Genomic DNA, 18,111 nt, shown 5'->3' on the forward strand with positions numbered 1-18,111 from the left:
GGCTTATTCTGCCGCCGCGCCAAGGAAACCGCCAGACTGGTGATCCCAGAACCCGGCATAAAGCCCGCCTTGGGCCATAAGTTCATCATGGGTGCCCATTTCGGCGATGCGGCCCTGATCCATGACCATGATTCGGTCCATTTCCGACAAGGTCGACAGGCGGTGCGCGATGGCCAGCACGGTCTTGCCCTCCATCACCCGGTGCAGCGCCGTCTGGATCGAGGCTTCGACCTCGCTGTCCAGCGCACTCGTCGCTTCGTCCAGCACAAGGATCGGCGCATCCTTCAGGATGGCGCGGGCCAGCGCGATCCGCTGCCGCTGGCCGCCCGAAAGTTTCACGCCGCGTTCGCCAAGGAAGGCGCTGTAGCCACGGTTGCCGCGATGGTCCTTCAGATTGGCGATGAATTCATGCGCCTCTGCCCGTTTCGCGGCGTCGATCAGTTCATCTTCGGTCGCGTGGGGGCGACCGTACAGGATGTTGTCGCGGGCGGACCGGTTGAACATCGCGGTTTCCTGCGTGACCATCCCGATCTGGCGGCGCAGGCTTTCCTGCGTGACGTGTTCAAGGTTCTGGCCGTCGATCCGGATCATGCCTTCTTCCGCGCGGTAAAGGCGCAGAAGCAGCGACACCAGCGTCGATTTGCCTGCGCCCGAGGCGCCCACGATCCCCAGCTTCTCGCCCGGTCTGATGGTCAGGTCGATCCCGTGGACCCCGCCCGGATCGCCCTTGATGTGCGGGTCGTCGCCGCGGCCATAGGTGAACGTGACCTTGTCGAAGGCGATCTCTCCCTTGGGCACGACAAGATCCTGCGCCTCGGGTTCGTCATCGACGCGGATCCGGGGGGTGAGCGTTTTCATCCCGTCCTCGACCTCGCCGATGTTGGAATAGATCGTCATCAGCGTGAAGCTGACCCAGCCCGTCATCTGCGCGATGCGGATCGCGATGGTCCCGGCGGCGACGATATCGCCTTCGCTGGCAGAGCCCTGCTGCCACAGGTAGAGCGTGCCGCCCAGCATGATCACGGGCAGGAGCCCCGCCAGCGTCATGAGGCAGAACCGGAACATTGCGGACATGTAGCCGAATTTCAGCGATGTCTCGCGCACGTGGTTGAGCGATTCATGCGCGGCCTCGTCTTCGAAATCCGCGCGGGCGAACAGCTTGACCGTCTTGATGTTGGTGATCGTGTCGACGATCAGCCCGGACGAAGAGGCGCGCGCGCCCGCCCGTGCGGCGGCGCGGGTGCGGATGCGGGGCAGGAACCACCAGATCAGCCCGAAATAGGCCACCAGCCAGATCATGAAGGCCAGCGTGATCCGCCAGTCGATGGACGACATCAGGATCAGCGCACCCAGAAGCGAGGCCAGCGCGAAGGCCAGCACGTTGATCGTTTCGGCGGCGACATCCATCATCGCGCGCCCGGCCTGCATCTGCTTCTGCGCGATGCGCCCGGCGAAATCGTCGTCGAAGAACTTGACCGACTGGCCCAGCGTCCAGCGATGCAGCCGCGCCAGCACCATCGGCAGCACGTTGGGCTGCACGGCGATCGAGTTCACGGCGGACGAGGCCGCGAAGAGGATCGGCCGCATGATCAGGAAATAGGCCAGCGCCATCCCGTAGACCCACAGGTTGGCAGGCGAAAACGCGCCGTCCGGCCCGGCCGACACGGTGACGTCGATCACCTGGCCCATGATGTAGGCGTTGGCGACTTCCATGCCGCCGGCGACGGCCGAAATGGCGGCCGCGGCCCACAGGCCCGGCCACGCGCCCGACAGGCACCACGCCATGAACGCGCCCAGCTTTTGCGGCGGGGCACCGGGGGCGGGTTTGAAGGCATCGATCCAGTTGCCCATATCGAGCCATTTCGAGATCATTCCGCCGCCTCCGTCTTCGTTTCGCCGTTCTCGTCGTCGCTGTCGGTCAGCAGGAAGCCTCCCGATTGCCGTGCCCAGAACTGGGCATATAGCCCGTCCTGCGCCAGAAGCTCGTCATGCGTGCCCTCTTCCACGAGGCGGCCCTGATCCATGACGAGGATCCGGTCCATCTGCGCGATGGTCGACAGCCGGTGCGCAATCGCGATCACCGTCTTGCCTTCCATCAGACCGTACAAGACCTGCTGGATCTCGGCCTCGGCCTCGCTATCCAGCGCGCTGGTGGCTTCATCGAGCAGCAGGATCGGCGCGTTCTTGAGCATAACGCGCGCCAGCATGATCCGTTGCCGCTGCCCGCCGGAAAGCTTCACGCCGCGCTCGCCGACATGGGCCTCGTACCCCGTGCGGCCCTTGGGATCTTGCAGTCCAAGGATGAAGTCATGCGCGGATGCCTTGCGGGCGGCTTCGATGATCTGCTCATCGGTCGCGTCGGGGCGGCCATAGAGGATGTTGTCGCGCACCGACCGGTGGAGGAGAGAGCTGTCCTGCTGCACCATGCCGATCTGCCGCCGCAGGCTTTCCTGCGTGACATGGGCGATGTCCTGCCCGTCGATCACGATCTTGCCGGTTTCGGCGGCGTAGAACCGCAGCAGCAGCTTCACCAGCGTCGACTTGCCCGCGCCGGACCGCCCGATCAGGCCGATCTTTTCGCCCGGCCGGATCGTCAGGTTGATCCGGTCCAGCCCGCCCGCGCCGCGCCCGTAATGGTGCGACAGGCCGTCGAGTTCGATCAGGCCGTCGGTCAGCTGAAGGTCGGTCGCGTCCTTGTCGTCGACCAGGTCGATGGGCTGGGCGATGGTTTCCATCCCTTCGGCCACGACGCCAAGTTCGCGGAAGAAGGTCGTCAGCGCCCACATGATCCAGCCGGTCATCGCGTTGAGCCGCAGGCAGAGCGCCGTCGCGGCGGCCACGGCGCCGACGGAGGTCACACCCTGACCCCACAGCAGCATGGCCCAGCCCACGACACCGACGATAAGCAGGCCGTTCAGCGTGAACAGGCCGAAATCCATCACCGTGTAGATCCGCATTTCCTTGCGGACGGTGGTGCGAGTTTCCTCGATCGCGTCCTTGGCATAGGCCAGTTCGCGGTCGTGATGGGCGAACATCTTGACCGAATGGATGTTGGAATAACTGTCCACGATCCGCCCCGTGAGGGCCGACCGCGCATCCGATGACGCCTGGCTGGCGGGCCCGACGCGCTTCACGGTCCAGACCATCAGCGCGAAATAGGCGAGGCTCCACAGCGCCAGCGGGATCAGCAGCAGCGTGTCGGCGGCAGCCAGCAGGACCGCGGCGCCGACAAGATAGGCCAGCGCGAAGGCGATGGCATCGAAGACCTGGAACATGACCTCGTTCGCGGCCATGGGGGTCTGCATCACGCGGTTGGCGATGCGACCGGCGAAATCGTTCTCGAACCAGCCGACCGACTGGCGCAGCACGTGCCGATGCGCGCGCCAGCGGATCATGGTGCCGAAATTCGTCATCAGCATGTTGTTCAGCAGCAGCACCGCCACCAGATGTACGCCGGGCCGGATCAGCATGATGAACAGCGCGACCATCAGCAGTTCGAAACCATAGTTCTGCCAAAAGGCCACCGGCCCTTCGGGCAGCAGGTCGACCAGGCGGCCCATGTAGTGGATCAGCCAGATCTCGATCACCGCGACGATCACCGCCACCAGCGCGGCAAAGGCGAAGACACGCCGGAAGGGCTGCGCATAGCCCAGCATGTTCGGCCAGAGCCGTGTCGGAGGAGAATCGTCCTGAACATAGTCGACATAGGGGTCGACGAGGTTTTCGAAGAACCGGAACATGAGCAAATTTTGCAGAGTTTTGGACCCAGACGCGGAACCGATGGGAACGGCGGCGGGGCCTCACTGAATCAAACGTTTGGCTTGGTATAGGCCGGATGGGTCTTCAGGACCAGACAGAGGCCTGCACAGGTCAGCCGCGCTGGGCGAACAGCTCGTCCCTGGTCAGGGTGAATCCCGACGCGATCCACAGGTTTTCCAGCCGTTCGAGAGTGTCGCCCAGTTCGGGGCCCTGCAGGTCGGGCATCAGGTCGCGGGCCTTCAGCGGGAACCTGGCAGCCCGGCCCGCGGCCAGCCCGTCTTCGCCATGCCACGGCGTTTCGGTCAGGGCACAGCGCAGCAGCCAGCCGTCGCGCGCGTCGGCCTTCAGGCGATAGCCCATTTCCTCGGGGCTCTGGATCTCTTCCGCGGCGGTGCGGATCCGGTCGATCCGCTTGATCTCGGCCTTGGGCAGCCGCAGCGATTCCGCCACCCAGCCACCGCCAAGGGCCGCCAACCGGCGGGCGGCATCGGGTTTGACCCCGGCTTCGCCTTCAAGATGGATCAAGGGCGCCATCGCGCGATCATCGGCCCCCGGCAGCAACGCCCCCAGCGCCCCGCATTGCCGCATCGCGGCCACGGAAGGGGCGGGGTTCACGGCTTCCAGGAAGCGGTGCATCTCGTGGCCCACACGCTCGCGCGAGATCTTGTCGAGACCGTCGAGCGCATCGCCGATGGCGGCCAGCGCCTCGGGGTCCATCCCGGCGTCATGGTCGCCGTACCACGCGTGAAAGCGGAAATAGCGCAGCGCGCGCAGGTAATCTTCGTGCAGGCGGTCATGCGCGTTGCCGATGAATCGCACGCGCCGGGCTTCAAGATCCGGCATGCCGCCCAGCGGATCCAAGACCGTGCCATCGGGCCGGGCATAGAGCGCGTTCATCGTGAAATCCCGCCGGGCGGCGTCGTCGGCCACTTCGGTCGAAAAGGCCACCACGGCGCGCCGCCCGTCGGTGGCGACATCGCGGCGGAAGGTCGTGACCTCGAACCCTTCGTGGCCCGCGACCACAGTCACCGTCCCATGAGCGATGCCGGTCGGCACGGCTTTCAGCCCGGCGGCTTCAACCAGTTCGATCACGCGTTCCGGGACGGCATCCGTCGAAATGTCGATATCCCGCAGCGGCACTTCCAGCAGCGCGTTCCGCACGCAGCCACCTACAAAAAGCGCCTGCGCCCCGCCATCGGTCAGCGCGCGGCAGACGGCCTGCGTGTTCGGGGCAAAGACCCATTCGGCGTTGATGCGCTCCCGCGTCATCGGCCCGTCACCCGTCCGCAACAGACGCGCCGCGGCGGGCACGTTTGCCGATGTCTTCGACGGGCTCTTCGCCGCAAGCGATGGCGGCCACGGCTTCCATCCGTCCGGCCAGCCCGCGCAGCATCCGCGCGGTGGCGCCCCAGATGTAATAGGGCCCGTAGGGAACAGTGAAGTAGTGCCGCCGCACCCCGCGCCACAGGCGGCTTTCGATGATGTATTTCTCGGGCGTCATGACGTGGGAGAAGGGCACGCGGAACACCTCCTCCACCTCTCCCGGTTCGGGGGTGATGGTGAAGGGTTCGCGCACCAGCGCGATCACGGGGGTAACGTGAAAGCCGGTGACCGTCTCGTGCGCGGGCAGCACGCCCAGCACCTCTGGCAGTTCGAAGGGCAGGCCGATCTCCTCGCGCGCTTCGCGCAGCGCGGCGGCGGAGACATCGGCATCGGCCTCCTCCTGCTTGCCGCCGGGAAAGGCGATCTGGCCCGGATGGTGGGCAAGGTGCGAGGATCGTTTCGTCAGGATCAACTGCGGTGTGGCGCCCGTCACGTCGATGGCCACCAGCACACCGGCGGGCCGCAGCGATTTGGGCCGCATCTTCGCGACTTCTGCGGCCGCGGCCGGGTTCAGGTCGAAATCGGTGCTGTCATCGCCCGGCCGCGCGATCGCATCGCGCAGGGCATCGACCAGTGCGGCAGGGTCCTGCGGCACCGGTCGGGGCGCCGCAGAGGCATTACCGCTCGTCGTCCGGCCCGGAGGTGCCATCCCGGTTCTCCTCTGCCTCGAAGCCCAAGGTCGCCGGGTCCATATCGTAATGCGCGCCGCAGAACTGGCAATCCGCCGTCACGCGCCCTTCGTCCGTCGTCATCGTGCCGATGTCGCGGGCCGAATAGATCGACAGGCTCTGCCGCACGCGCTCTTCCGAGCAGGTACACCCGAACCGTACCGCCTGCGCATCGTAGACCCTGGGTTGTTCTTCGTGGAACAGCCGCACCAGAAGGTCGGTCGGTGGGACGGTGGGGCCGATCAGTTCGATATCCTCGACCGTGTTCAGCAGCACGTTCACGCGGTTCCAGTTCTCGGCCTCGTCCCCATCCAGGATGTCGGACGGCATGAGAACCGAGCCTTCTCCGCTGCCGCCACCCGATGCCACGAAGGGCGAGGCCTTGGGCATGTGCTGGAGCATGATACCGCCCGCGCGCCAGCGTTCTTCGGCACCGGGTTGGCGCGACCGTCCATAGGACAGGGAAAACCGCGTCGGAAGCTGTTCGGACTGGGCGAAATAAGCCTCCGCACAGCGCGCAAGCGATCCGCCCGCCAGCGGGGTGATGCCCTGGTAGGGTGTCGTGCCTTCGCCCTGGTCGATCAGGATCGCGAAATAGCCTTCGCCCACCTGGTCGAAAGGCGCGCCCTTTTCCAGACGGTCGGCATCGAAGGTGGCATAGGCGCGGATACGGGCCGGCATGCCTTCTTCTTCCGGGGCGAAATAGTCGGTCGCGATCATCCGCACGGGGCCGTTCGACTGCACCTGCAGCGACAGCTTCCAGCGCAGCGCAACGGTCTGGCCGATCAGCGCCGTCAAGAGCGCCATCTCGGCCACCAGCGCTTCCACCTTGGGCGGGTAATCGTGTTGTTTCAGGATACCGTCCAGTACCCCGTCAAGACGCGCGACCCGGCCACGCATGTCGCAGGCGTCGAGCTGGAAGGGCAGGACAGCGTCGTCCCACGCAAGTTTGTCACCGATGGTCATGGGGTTTCCTTGTGCGCCCGGGGTTGGCATACCGCCGCTATATAGGCTCAGCAAGGCTCGTTGAAAGGGGTCGATGATTTGCGACGTTTCGGAAACCCCCCGCTTCCCGGGCAGACTTACCGCCGCCGGACCGGCGTCTACGCATTGCTACCGCGGAATGGAAAACTGCTGATAACCGAGCAATTGCGGCCCGAACCGGACCTGCAGCTGCCCGGTGGCGGCATCGATCCGGGCGAAACGCCTGTCGCCGCGCTCCACCGCGAGGTGATGGAGGAAACCGGCTGGCGCATAGCGGGTCCTCTCAGGCTGGGATCCTTCCGGCGGTTCGTCTACATGCCGGAATATGACATGTGGGCAGAAAAGATCTGCCTGATCTACATCGCCCGCCCCACGCGCACCGTCGGACCGCCCAGCGAGCCGCACCACCTGCCCCTGTGGATGGACGCGGACGTGGCGGCGCGAAAGCTGGGGAATGCGGGCGACCGTTACTACGCCGGGTTGCTCTGACCGTGCTGCACAAGACGGCCCGAGAGATCCGGTGAACGCCCGGCTTTCGCTATCAGGGCTGCTGCCGCAGTTGCGGCGCAGGATTCCTTGGGCCTATATAACTCCTGAGGCGGAAGTTATCTGGTGAGCGTGCAAGGAGTTGCGTAGATGGAAAAACCTGTCCTGACCTTCCCCGAAGACGTGGCCGATTGGGTTTGCGCTCATTATGCCGAGGCCGATGTGATCCTTGAATATGGATCGGGCGGATCGACCGTTTACGGCTCGGAAATGGAAGGCAAGACGATCTATTCCGTCGAAAGCGATGCGGACTGGGCGACCAATCTGCAGCACTATCTTGACCGGTCTCCCGAGACCAGGTCGCATCCGCTCCTGCAGCATGTCGATGTCGGCAAGGTGGGACGCTGGGGGCGACCGGTCGATAACACAGGCTGGCGGCAATACCACAAGTACCCGGTGTCGATCTGGGACCGGGAAAATTTCGTGCAGCCGGAACTCGTGCTGGTCGATGGCCTGTTCCGCGTGGCCTGCGTGCTTACGACGATGGTCAAGACGAAGGCCACGGTCGAACTTCTGTTCGACGATTTCATGAACCCGCGCGAGGATCTGAAGACGGTGCGGCCGCGTTGGCAGGCGCTTCTGGATTTCATCGAGCCGGTCGAGATCAAGGGCCGGATGGCAAAATTCATAATTGAGCCGCAATCTCTCCCTCCTGAGCACTTTGCCACCGCTTTGGCGATGTTTTTTCGACGGTACTGACCGAACAGACCCCAAAATTGGCCGATACTCGCAGTGATCCCTGATGATGCCTGTTTCTTAAGGCGTCGGGATTGTCTATAGACGTGACGTGAAATTGGACCCAGGACAGGCCGCCGCGCCCGCCCGGACCAAGACAGGAAGGCAGTGGCAACGTGCACGCGAATGTTCTGGATCTGACCTTGTCGTCCTACGTGTTCCAACCCGGCAACGTGGTATTGACGCGGGACCGGCTGGGAACGTGGGAGTCCCGCTCTCCCGGCTATGACGAGCGGTTCGACTACTACACCTTGATCTACGACGTGTTCTACGACGAGACCGCACAGAAGGTCATAGCCATCTGCCCGGCCCTGATGAATTTCGAACGCCTGATCAACGAAGCGGAATTCGCCATCGACAACGATTCCGTTCCGGTCGCGTCGATCGAAAAGACGTCGAAGGGCACGGCGCGCGGCAGCCTGATCATGTTCGATTGGCCGCAGGACAAGGGCATTCCGCAGTTTCTCGAGATCAAGCACCCGCTGTTTTCCGGTGTCATGGCCATCAACCGGACGCACCGCGATCACTTCAAGGGCTGCAACGCGCTCTACGCGATCTCGAAGAACAACCGTCTTGACTGGATCGCCGACTGGCTTGCCTATCACGTCGCCGAACATGGCGCCAACGCGGTGGTCATCTACGACAACAACTCGACAGACTACACGATGGACGCGCTGGCCGACACGATTGCCGGTGTCGACGGGATCGAGCGTGCCGCCATCGTTCGCGCGAATTTCCCGTTCGGTCCGTCAGGCGAACAGCAGACGAACTACAATTCCAAGTTCCTGCACATGACGATGGTGGAATATGGCCGCCGCACCCTTCTAACGGAAGCGCGGGCGGTGCTGAACGTCGATATCGATGAACTGGTCTACTCCAAGACAGGGGAATCGATTTTCGACGCCACGGTGAAGTCGGAAAAAGGCTATGTCCGCATGAAAGGGCAGTGGGTCTATACCCCGCGGCCCGAACAGGGACAGGGGCATGCTGTGCGTCACGCCGATCACTGCTTCATCCGCACCGATCTGCGCCGCGGCGTGCACCGCAAATACTGCGTGGCGCCGAAAGGGCCGCTGGAAGGGTGGCCGTGGCTGACCCACCGCATCGTGTCGCGCAAGGACGTGCCGAATTCGGACTTCGGGCTTTGGCACTTTCGCGGTGTCTCCAACAGTTGGGATTACGACCGGGCCGATTTCGACGATGCGGTGCTGGAAAAGGATGATCGGCTGATCAAGACCATGGCGCGGAATTTCGGGCCCGGCGCCACCGCCACCGTGGCATGAACCGTTCCGGACGACGAAACGGAACTGCGATCAGGAGCGACCTGTGTTGATGGTGATCGATTGTCCTTGCGCCAGTTGCCCGGCCTTTGCCGGGATGCCCGCGCGAGGGATGATGTACTTCAGGACGAACGGCAAAGAATAACATGCCGACCAGACCAACGCTTGCTTTGCATATCGGCACGATCCACGACGGGGCCGACGGGCTGACCCCCGCGCTGCGCGACAATGGCGCGCTTCTGACGCCGCTTGGCAGTGCCGTGCCGCGCAAGCGGTTCTATTCCGCCCGGCTGGAAGAGGTCGCCTTCACGCAGGTGGAGAAGCCTGCAACGCTGGGTGAACTGGCCCCGTTGTGGAAAGGCACCAAGGACGGCGCACGGCCGCTTCACCGGTTCATGTCGATGCCGGATACCATCGGCGACGAGGCGGACCTGTCGCAATCGCAGGCTTTCTTCCCCGGTGCCGCGGCCGGACCGACCGCCCTGCGCCGGTATTTCGAAGGCGAAATCGACACGACCTTCCTGCTCGGCCTCGTCAATCCCGCAACCCTGATCAGCCGTGCCTGTGCGGGCGCCGAAGATGAAGCGTTGTCTGCCGGGCTTTCGACGATCCCGCCCGACAGCCTGTCGTGGCTGGACGTCGTCACCGCGATTCGCGTGGCCAATCCCGAGACACCGATCGTGATCTGGACCCGGGAACAGCTTCCGTTTGTCTGGCCGCAATTGATGCATGTCGCGGCCGGGCTCGATACCATGGTGATGACCGAACGGACAACCGACGGGCTGATCGGGCTTCTGCCGGACGAGGCAATGACATCGCTGAAAGAGTTCGTGGCCCGGGAAGACCTTGTCGAGCCATCGTCGCTGGCGAGGGTGTTCAAGATCTACATGGAGCATTTCGCCGATCCGGAAACACTGAACGAAGTGATCGAGGTGCCGGGCTGGGATGCGGAAACCGTGCGGGGGATCACCGAACGTTATCACGAGGACGTGGAGGCGATCGCGACGCTGGATGGCGTCACGGTGCTGACCGCATGATCCGGACCTCCGGATACACACGGGGATCGCGATGCCGATCCTGATCCGGACCTTTGGAAGCCATGGGCTGACCTCACCGGGCGATGGGCTGGGACATGTGCTTCAGGCCCTGCGCGAACCGGCCGACGTGCCAGGCCAGGACCTGGCGCGGATCTTTCTTGCGCAGGGGATCGCCGGAACGGCGCTGCCGGACCCGCCACCCGCGGGCGAACTGGGCCGGCGGTCGATTGGCGGCAGCCTGATCGTTGCGCTGACGGTCCCGCGAGATGCCCCGCTGCGCTACCCGTTCTTCGGGGTGGACCAGCCCGTTCCCGCCTCGGCGCCCGAGACCGACCTCTTCGCCGGGCGCGACTGCGTTCTGGCCGAACGCAACGGCGAAACGCTGGAAACGGTCCGCGACTGGATCCTGTGGCACCGCGCGCATCACCGGATGACAGGGCTTGTCATGCTGGACCGCGCCCGGCCGGAAGACGCCGCCACCTTCGCCCGCGAACTGGAGCGGGATCTTGACGGCAAGGTAGATCTGGCCGGGGAACACGACGGGCCGGACGCCGCGCTGAAGATCGTGTCGATCAGCTCGGATCTGCCGCTGGGCAAGCCCGATGCCGGCCCCGAGGCGCACCCCTTCATGGCCCCCGACGCGCCGGGCAAGGACCGGATGGAGGTGCCCGAGAACGATCCGTGGACCGCGCCCCTGGGCGCCGGGGCCGTGTTCGAAACCCTGCGCTGGCGCTTTCTGGCGCGGGCGGGCGCGGTGATGAACATCGACATGCACGATCTTCTGCCGCCGGTCGAAGACGCGATGCTGGCGGCCGCCGATTCTTCCTTTGACGGGGATCTGCCAGCCACCGTCTTCGATTGCGCGCGGCAGGTTGCGTCCGGTGTCGTCCTTCTGACCGGCGAACGCGTCTACCCGTGGAGCATCCGCAAGGGCCGTTCCGCGACATTCGGGGATCATATCTGCCGCCGGTTCGACAGCTATTCCTACCACCGCCGCTGGTGCATCGCGCCGGACAAGGCGCCCGAATCGGTCACGTGGCGGCTGACCCGGATCGTGGGCGTCGACGATCTTCCGGTGGCGCTGCGCTTCTATCGCTGCATGGCGCTGCGCTTCGACTCCACCGGCGCGCACGACGGCAAGGTCTCGCGCCTCGTGCCCAAGTCCAGCCTCGTGGAAAGCGAACAGCTGATCGCGCTGGCGAAACGGATGGGCTTCAAGCCGCTGCGCATGCCCGAGGTGAAGGTCGACCCGGTGCCCGAAGCCACGTCGGACCGCGTCGTCATCGTCACCTGCATGAAGAACGAAGGCCCGTTCATACTGGAATGGCTGGCCTATCACCGCTCCATCGGCGTGGATGACGTGCTCGTCTACACCAACGATTGCACCGACGGGACCGATACGTTCCTTGATCTCTTGCAGGAGAAAGGCCTCGTCCAGCATCGCGACAACCCGTTCAAGGGCACCGACCTGAAACCCCAGCACGCGGCCCTTGCCGCGGCCGAGGATGAAGACGTCGTGAAGAACGCGGGCTGGGTCATGTCGATGGATGTGGACGAATTCATCAACGTTCACGCGGGCGAGGGGACGCTTCAGGACCTTTTCGCGGCCGTCCCGCATGCCAACATGATCTCGATGACATGGCGGCTGTTCGGCAACGGCGATGTCGAGGAGTTCCGCGACGAGTTCCTGACCGAACGTTTCACCCGCTGCGCGCCGCAGATGACCCGCAAGCCGCATCAGGCATGGGGGTTCAAGACGATGTTCCGCAATATCGGGCTGTTCAAGAAGCTGGGCGTGCACCGGCCCAAGGGGCTGAAACCCCAGCTTGTCCAGGACGTGCGCTGGGTCAACGGGTCGGGCCAGCCCATGCCCCGGAAGGAGTACCGCAACGCATGGCGGTCGACCACGCGCACCGTTGGCTACAAGCTTGTGACGCTGAACCACTATGCGCTCCGGTCCGCCGAAAGCTTCCTTGTGAAGCGTGATCGCGGCCGGGTGAACCATGTCGACCGCGATCAGGGCCTGCACTACTGGTTCCGCATGAACAACAACGCCGACGAAGATCGTTCCATCCAGCGCGCCATGCCGCGGATGAAGGCGGAACACGCCCGCCTGCTGGCAGACCCCGACATCGCCCGCGCCCATCAGGCCTGCGTCGCGGCGCACCGCGCCCGGATCGATGTGCTCAAGGCCTCCCCCGAATACGCGGCCTTCTACCAGGACCTGATCGGCGAACGGCTGCGGCGTCTGTCGCGGCGGCATCTTCATTTCGGCTCGGCCGTGTTTCTTGCCGGGCCGCAGGTGATCCCGGACGAAGCGCTGCGGGACGATTTGCCGGATACCTATTTCTTCACGGTCCCCGAAAGCTGACCGCAGCGGCTGGACCGTGCGCTGCAAGACTGTACCATCCGGGCGACTGCCGCCCGCTGACCCCACGGGCGGCCCGACCGCCACGACAATGAAAAGGAGAGAGGCCGGTGTTCCTCATCGTATCGACCATGAAGAACGAGGCGCCTTACATTCTTGAATGGGTGGCGTTTCACAAGGCCATCGGGTTCGATGCGTTCCTGATCTACACCAACGATTGTACCGACGGCACCGACCTGATGCTCGACCGGCTCGAGGAGCTGGGCCACGTCATCCACCGCCGGAACGAGGTGCTGCGCCGCGGGCCGCACAAGTCCGCGCTGAAATATGCGATGACGGAAGAGATCTACGCGCAGGCCGACTGGGTCTACGTCACCGATGCCGACGAATTCCTGAACGTGAAAGTCGCCGATGGCCGGGTGCAGGACCTGGTCGACGCCTATCCGAACGCCGATGCGATCCCGGTCACGTGGAAGCACTTTTCGAACGACGGGGTGGCTGACCTGCCGAAGGATTTCATGATCCGCCAGTTCACCGATGCCGAAAGTGCCACGGCCGATGGCGGGGCCGAGGAAAAGGGGCGTTTCGTCAAAAGCCTGTTCCGTCCGGATGCCCGGATCGAAAAGCTGGGCCTGCATGGCCCGAACTACCTGGAAGACGCGCAGGACAGCATCGTGTTCGGATCTGCCGAACCGGGGTCCGCCATGCGACCACAGTCAGCCTTCGGCTACGATGTCGCGCAGGTTAACCACTATGCCGTGCGATCGGTCGATGCCTTCCTGCTGAAACGCGACCGGGGCCGCGCTAACCATGTGGGCGAAACGCTGGGCGCCGCCTATTGGAACCGGTGGAACAGGGGCGGCGAACGCGACACGTCCATCGCGCCGCTGATCCCGGCGATGGAAGCGGTCCATGCCGACCTGATCGCCGATGAAAAGCTCGCCTTCTTCGACCGGGCCGGCAAGGCCATCGCACAGGCCCGGCTGACGGAGCTTCTGGAAGACCCGGAAATCGCGGCCCTGCGACGCGAATTGACCGGGAGCGTCCCGCAGCCGCCGAAGGCGCCGGCCGCAGCCGTCCCGGTCGAGGCCCCCGCCCAGAAGCCCGCGAAGAACAATTTCGAAACGCCGGATCAGGCCAATGATGCGCTGCAGGCCAAGGCGCCGAACCGGCACAAGAAACGGCAGGAAATGCTGGGTCTCATGCCCCCCGGAGGGCGCTGTGCCGAGATTGGCGTCTGGAACGGCGGCTTCTCGAAAGAGATCCTGAACATCACCGCGCCGACCGAGCTTGTCTTGATCGACCCGTGGGATCTGCTGGCCCAGCGGGATTCCAGCGAATGGAATCACAAGGCGCACCAGGACGCGCAGGTGATGGAAGGCATGTACGACAACGTCGTGGACCAGTACGGCGACCGGGCCGACGTGACGATCCAGAAGGGCTTTTCCGCCGACGTGCTCAGCGGGTACCCGGACGACTATTTCGACTGGGTCTATATCGACGGCAACCACCAGTACGAATTCGTCCTCTCGGATGTCGAGATGTCGTTCCACAAGGTCCGCGCCGGCGGGATCATCGCGGGCGACGATTTCTTCTGGAAGAAGGACGGCCGCATGCATGTGCGCGAGGCGGTGATGGACGCCATCCAGGAACGCGGGCTCGACCGGGGCCGCTGCTTCTCGCGCATCGGGCAGCAGTTCATGATCAAGGTGGAAAAGTAGGGCCAGGCCGGCAAGAGCCGCAGCAAAGCGTCATGCGGTGCCACAAGCGGTGTTCAGAACATCCCGTTCGGGTTGGCGCTGGTTTCGGGCATTTCCTGCAGCACGTCCCAGTGTTCGACGATTTTGCCCGCCGCATCGAAGCGGAAGATGTCCAACCCGGCGTATTCCAGCCCCTCGGGCCAGATCTGGTGGCAATGCAGGACCACCAGATCGCCTTCGGCCACGGCGCGCTTCACCTCGACCCGCTTGCCGGGATACTCCGCCGCCATGCGTTCGAAATAATCGATGAAACCGTCCGTGCCGGTGGCCACGTGCGGATTGTGCTGGATGTAATCGTCGCCCACGAACTCCGCGATGGCTTCCCGCGGGCGGCAATCGTTGAACATCATCTCGTAGAAGGCGACTGCGTTCCGTTTGTTGGTCTGCGGATCCATCGTCACTGGAACACGTCCCGCATCGAGCTGAAGGCGTTCTTCAGTGCGTCCGACCAGCTTTGCGACAGCGCCTGAAAGCCCTGGTCCTCGGCTTCGATCCGGCGTTCCTGGTCGAAATCGAATACACCGCGGCGCTGCACCGTCAGGTCCAGCGGCATGCCGACCGACAGGTTCGACCGAAGGGTCGAATCCATCGACAGGAGCGCGGCCAGAATGCCATCGTCCAGCGCTGTTTCCGGCGTGATCACCCGGTCGAGGATCGGCTTGCCGTACTTGTGCTCGCCGATCTGGAAGAACGGCGTGTCGTCGGTGGCTTCGATGAAGTTGCCCGCCGAATAGATCATGAACAGCCGCAACTGCCCCCCCGCCCGCTGACCGGCGCAGATGATCGTCGATTCCGAGTGTTCGCCGCGGGCCGCCAGCGCCGGGCCGTATCGGCTTTGCACCACGGTCATCGCATCGCCCACGATCTCTGCCACGCGGAACATCGACGGCGCGGTGAACAGGGTTTCGATCCCTTCCTTCGGCTTGTCGATGTTCTCCTGCAGCATCGACATGACCGCCTGCGTGATCGCAAGGTTGCCGGCCGTCATCATAGTGATCGCGCGTTCACCCGGGTTCCGCCAGGTGAACATCTTCTTGTAGCGCGAGATGTTGTCCACGCCGGCATTGGTCCGCGTGTCCGACAGGCAGATCAGTCCGGCATTCAGTTTCAGCGCTACGCAATAGGTCATCGCTTTTCAGGCTCCGCTGCCGCAGCTTCGGGCCGCGACGGGCGGAGCCTTACTGCGATTGTTCTTGGGTTGTCTCCGACAGGATCGGACCGAAGCCGAAATCGCTGCCAATGGAGATCGCGAGCTTGTTGGAGCGAACGATCATCTCGGTCAAGTACTCGTGAAGTCCCTGGCCCAGGATAAAATCGACATCTGTACGGGTCATGTCCTCGCGCAGGGCACTGGCGTGGGTCAGCGACCCGTTGCTGTGGGCGCCATCGCCGTGGAGGTTGCCCAGTTCGGCCTGGATCTGATCCAGACAGTGCCGCAGAGACCGCGGGTTGCGGCGGTTCAGCAGCAGGAAATCGATCACCAGACGGACCTGCACCTGTTCGCGGTAGACCCAGCGATAGGCCGATCGCGCGCCGGCGGCCAGCAGGAGGTTGTTCCAGTGCAACTGGTCCACGCCCGAGCCCACCGGATGATCTTCCGGCATCAGCACGTGATACTTCACGTCGACAAGGCGCGATGTGGCGTCGGCCCGTTCGATGAACTGGCCCAGCCGCATGAACTGGTAGCGTTCGTCCCGCAGCATCGTGCCTTCGACGGCGCCGCGCATCCGCGCTGCATATTGCCGGATCTGGTCTACGGTGCTGGCAAGGTTCCGGGGCGCATAATCGCGTTCCGAAAACAGCCGCGTATCCGCCCAGGCATCGTTCGCCGCCGCCCACACATCCGTCGTGATGGAGCCACGCTGCGCCCGCGCATTGGCACGGGCCGCCGCGAAACAGGCCTGCACCGAAGACGGGTTTTCCGGATCCAGAATCAGGTGATGGCACGCTTCGGCGCCCGTCGCCTCCTCGGGGTCCTTTTCGAAGGTGTTCGAACAGCCCGCCGCGATCAGGATCGCGGCCCATTCGTTGCTTTCGGTCTCGATATGCGCGCCGGTCAGGTCGAACCTGCGCCCGGCCTCGATCAGGCGGGCAAGGTTGTCGGCGCGTTCCATGTAGCGGCCCAGCCAGAACAGGCCCTCGGCGGTACGACTAAGCATGGATGCCTCCCGCACCGGGTTTCAGCACCCAGGTGTCCTTCACCCCGCCGCCCTGGCTTGAATTCACCACCAGCGAGCCTTCCTGCAGCGCCACCCGCGTCAGACCGCCGGGCACCAGTTTCACCTCGGTACCCGAGATCACGAAGGGCCGCAGATCCACGTGCCGCGGCGCAAGCCCTTCGTCGACCAGCACCGGAGAGCTGGACAGCGAAAGCGTGGGCTGCGCGATGAAGCCTTCGGGGTTCTTCTTCAGCTTGTCGACGAACAGCTCCTGTTCGGCCTTCGTCGATTTCGGCCCGATCAGCATGCCGTAGCCGCCCGATCCGTGGACCTCTTTCACCACCAGATCGGCGATATTGTCGATCACGTAGGCGCAATCGTCCTTTTCCGAACAGCGCCATGTCGGCACGTTCTTCAGGATCGGCTCCTCGCCCAGGTAGAACCGGATCATGTCGGGGACGAAGACATAGGTCGCCTTGTCATCCGCCACGCCCGTGCCCGGCGCGTTCACGATGGTCACGCCGCCGTTGCGGTAGGCCTCCATCAGGCCGGGAACGCCCAGCACCGATTCCGGGTTGAAGACGGTCGGATCGATGAAGGCATCGTCGATCCGGCGGTAGATCACGTCGACCCGTTCGGGCCCCCGGATCGTCCGCATCCAGACGCGGTCGTTCTCGACATAAAGGTCCTGCCCTTCGACAAGCTCCACGCCCATCCGGTCGGCCAGGAAGGAATGTTCGTAGTAGGCCGAGTTGAAATAACCCGGTGTCAGGATCGCCAGCGTGGGTGCGCTATCGCACATGGGGGGCGCCACCGAGGCCATGGCATCGGCCAGCATCTCGGGGTAGTCGTCGATGGGACGGACCATTCCGTTATGAAACAGTGTCGGGAACATCCGCATCATCACTTCCCGGGTCTCGAGCATGTACGAGACACCCGAAGGTGTGCGGCAGTTGTCTTCCAGCACATAGAAATCTTCCGGACCCGTCCGGACGATATCGACGCCACTGATATGGGCCCAGACATCCTTGGGCGGCGTCAGCCCCATCATCACCTTCTCGAAGGCGGGGTTGTTGTCGACAAGCTCCGGCGGAACGATCCCGGCTTTCAGGATCTCCCGCGGGCCGTAGACATCGGACATGAAGGCGTTCAGCGCCTTGCACCGTTGGATACAGCCGCGTTCGACGATGTCCCATTCCTTGGCGGTGAAGATCCGCGGGATCATGTCGAACGGGATCAGTCGTTCGGGGTCGCCACCTTCGCCGTACACGGCGAAAGTTATACCGACCTTGCGGAACAGGGCCTCGGCCTCGGATCTGCGAGTCATGAGCGCTTCTACGCCTTCTTCGGCGATCCAGCGTTCTATCTGCGCATATTCGGGGCGGGTGCCACTTTGCGAAATCATTTCGTTAAACATAAGTTGAAGCTAACA

The 18,111-nt window shown here is 64.0% G+C and carries 15 protein-coding genes; 6 read left to right on the forward strand and 9 right to left on the reverse strand.

Annotated features, from left to right (window positions below; translation table 11 throughout):
- Positions 1 to 3: 3 nt before the first annotated feature.
- The 5 genes from D4754_RS02155 to hslO all read right to left on the reverse strand — a co-directional run bounded on the left by D4754_RS02155 (position 4) and on the right by hslO (position 6,776).
- A complete protein-coding gene (locus D4754_RS02155) occupies positions 4 to 1,872 on the reverse strand; it encodes an ABC transporter ATP-binding protein (RefSeq protein WP_240453718.1) in 1,869 nt (622 codons plus the stop codon).
- The gene (locus D4754_RS02160) at positions 1,869 to 3,740 is read right to left on the reverse strand and encodes an ABC transporter ATP-binding protein (protein ID WP_121061162.1); all 1,872 of its coding nucleotides are present in this window, start codon (positions 3,738 to 3,740) and stop codon (positions 1,869 to 1,871) included. The genes D4754_RS02155 and D4754_RS02160 overlap by 4 nt, the downstream gene beginning before the upstream one ends.
- 130 nt (positions 3,741 to 3,870) lie before the next feature.
- Entirely contained in the window at positions 3,871 to 5,028 is a 1,158-nt protein-coding gene (locus tag D4754_RS02165; RefSeq protein WP_121061583.1) for a CCA tRNA nucleotidyltransferase, read from the reverse strand.
- Positions 5,029 to 5,035: 7 nt separating this feature from the next.
- Positions 5,036 to 5,791 carry a CoA pyrophosphatase gene (locus tag D4754_RS02170; RefSeq protein WP_121061164.1) on the reverse strand — a complete coding sequence of 252 codons (756 nt, stop codon included), beginning with the start codon at positions 5,789 to 5,791 and terminating at the stop codon, positions 5,036 to 5,038.
- Positions 5,760 to 6,776, reverse strand: a complete 1,017-nt coding sequence (hslO, locus tag D4754_RS02175; RefSeq protein ID WP_121061166.1) for an Hsp33 family molecular chaperone HslO — start codon at positions 6,774 to 6,776, stop codon at positions 5,760 to 5,762. Before hslO ends, D4754_RS02170 begins: the two co-directional genes overlap by 32 nt.
- Before the next feature lie 78 nt (positions 6,777 to 6,854).
- On the opposite strand from hslO, the gene D4754_RS02180 reads away from it, so the two are divergent.
- From D4754_RS02180 to D4754_RS02205, 6 genes are all read left to right on the forward strand, one after another.
- Positions 6,855 to 7,283, forward strand: a complete 429-nt coding sequence (locus D4754_RS02180; protein ID WP_121061167.1) for an NUDIX hydrolase — start codon at positions 6,855 to 6,857, stop codon at positions 7,281 to 7,283.
- 147 nt (positions 7,284 to 7,430) lie between these two features.
- Positions 7,431 to 8,039: a hypothetical protein gene (locus tag D4754_RS02185; protein WP_121061169.1), complete on the forward strand. Its 609-nt coding sequence runs from the start codon at positions 7,431 to 7,433 to the stop codon at positions 8,037 to 8,039.
- Positions 8,040 to 8,191: 152 nt separating this feature from the next.
- The gene (locus D4754_RS02190) at positions 8,192 to 9,358 is read left to right on the forward strand and encodes a glycosyltransferase family 2 protein (protein ID WP_121061171.1); all 1,167 of its coding nucleotides are present in this window, start codon (positions 8,192 to 8,194) and stop codon (positions 9,356 to 9,358) included.
- Positions 9,359 to 9,501: 143 nt separating this feature from the next.
- On the forward strand, positions 9,502 to 10,392 hold the full coding sequence (locus D4754_RS02195) for a hypothetical protein (RefSeq protein WP_163025747.1): 891 nt from the start codon (positions 9,502 to 9,504) through the stop codon (positions 10,390 to 10,392).
- A 31-nt stretch (positions 10,393 to 10,423) separates the two neighbouring features.
- Positions 10,424 to 12,763: a glycosyltransferase family 2 protein gene (locus tag D4754_RS02200; RefSeq protein WP_121061175.1), complete on the forward strand. Its 2,340-nt coding sequence runs from the start codon at positions 10,424 to 10,426 to the stop codon at positions 12,761 to 12,763.
- Between the two features lie 107 nt (positions 12,764 to 12,870).
- The gene (locus tag D4754_RS02205) at positions 12,871 to 14,481 is read left to right on the forward strand and encodes a glycosyltransferase family 2 protein (RefSeq protein WP_121061177.1); all 1,611 of its coding nucleotides are present in this window, start codon (positions 12,871 to 12,873) and stop codon (positions 14,479 to 14,481) included.
- Positions 14,482 to 14,534: 53 nt separating this feature from the next.
- Here the strand turns inward: D4754_RS02205 and D4754_RS02210 are convergent, their stop codons facing one another.
- Genes D4754_RS02210 through D4754_RS02225 form a run of 4 tightly spaced genes read right to left on the reverse strand, consistent with a single transcriptional unit; the run spans position 14,535 to position 18,096 of the window.
- Complete coding sequence (locus D4754_RS02210) at positions 14,535 to 14,915, reverse strand: nuclear transport factor 2 family protein (RefSeq protein ID WP_121061179.1); 381 nt, start codon at positions 14,913 to 14,915, stop codon at positions 14,535 to 14,537.
- 2 nt (positions 14,916 to 14,917) lie between these two features.
- Entirely contained in the window at positions 14,918 to 15,649 is a 732-nt protein-coding gene (locus D4754_RS02215; RefSeq protein WP_121061181.1) for a proteasome-type protease, read from the reverse strand.
- Between the two features lie 49 nt (positions 15,650 to 15,698).
- Positions 15,699 to 16,679, reverse strand: a complete 981-nt coding sequence (locus tag D4754_RS02220; protein ID WP_121061182.1) for an alpha-E domain-containing protein — start codon at positions 16,677 to 16,679, stop codon at positions 15,699 to 15,701.
- The gene (locus D4754_RS02225; protein ID WP_121061184.1) at positions 16,672 to 18,096 is read right to left on the reverse strand and encodes a circularly permuted type 2 ATP-grasp protein; all 1,425 of its coding nucleotides are present in this window, start codon (positions 18,094 to 18,096) and stop codon (positions 16,672 to 16,674) included. The genes D4754_RS02220 and D4754_RS02225 overlap by 8 nt, the downstream gene beginning before the upstream one ends.
- Positions 18,097 to 18,111: the final 15 nt, after the last annotated feature.

This window comes from Chachezhania antarctica, assembly GCF_003646465.1.
GTDB lineage: Bacteria > Pseudomonadota > Alphaproteobacteria > Rhodobacterales > Rhodobacteraceae > Chachezhania > Chachezhania antarctica.

Excerpts from the sequence above, each read along its gene's own strand:
- D4754_RS02210 (WP_121061179.1), bottom strand. The coding sequence starts at position 14,915 with ATGGATCCGCAGACCAACAAACGGAACGCAGTCGCCTTCTACGAGATG.
- D4754_RS02195 (WP_163025747.1), top strand. The coding sequence starts at position 9,502 with ATGCCGACCAGACCAACGCTTGCTTTGCATATCGGCACGATCCACGAC.
- D4754_RS02170 (WP_121061164.1), bottom strand. The coding sequence starts at position 5,791 with ATGGCACCTCCGGGCCGGACGACGAGCGGTAATGCCTCTGCGGCGCCC.
- D4754_RS02185 (WP_121061169.1), top strand. The coding sequence starts at position 7,431 with ATGGAAAAACCTGTCCTGACCTTCCCCGAAGACGTGGCCGATTGGGTT.
- D4754_RS02165 (WP_121061583.1), bottom strand. The coding sequence starts at position 5,028 with ATGACGCGGGAGCGCATCAACGCCGAATGGGTCTTTGCCCCGAACACG.
- D4754_RS02225 (WP_121061184.1), bottom strand. The coding sequence starts at position 18,096 with ATGTTTAACGAAATGATTTCGCAAAGTGGCACCCGCCCCGAATATGCG.
- D4754_RS02160 (WP_121061162.1), bottom strand. The coding sequence starts at position 3,740 with ATGTTCCGGTTCTTCGAAAACCTCGTCGACCCCTATGTCGACTATGTT.
- D4754_RS02215 (WP_121061181.1), bottom strand. The coding sequence starts at position 15,649 with ATGACCTATTGCGTAGCGCTGAAACTGAATGCCGGACTGATCTGCCTG.
- D4754_RS02220 (WP_121061182.1), bottom strand. The coding sequence starts at position 16,679 with ATGCTTAGTCGTACCGCCGAGGGCCTGTTCTGGCTGGGCCGCTACATG.
- D4754_RS02155 (WP_240453718.1), bottom strand. The coding sequence starts at position 1,872 with ATGATCTCGAAATGGCTCGATATGGGCAACTGGATCGATGCCTTCAAA.
- D4754_RS02200 (WP_121061175.1), top strand. The coding sequence starts at position 10,424 with ATGCCGATCCTGATCCGGACCTTTGGAAGCCATGGGCTGACCTCACCG.
- hslO (WP_121061166.1), bottom strand. The coding sequence starts at position 6,776 with ATGACCATCGGTGACAAACTTGCGTGGGACGACGCTGTCCTGCCCTTC.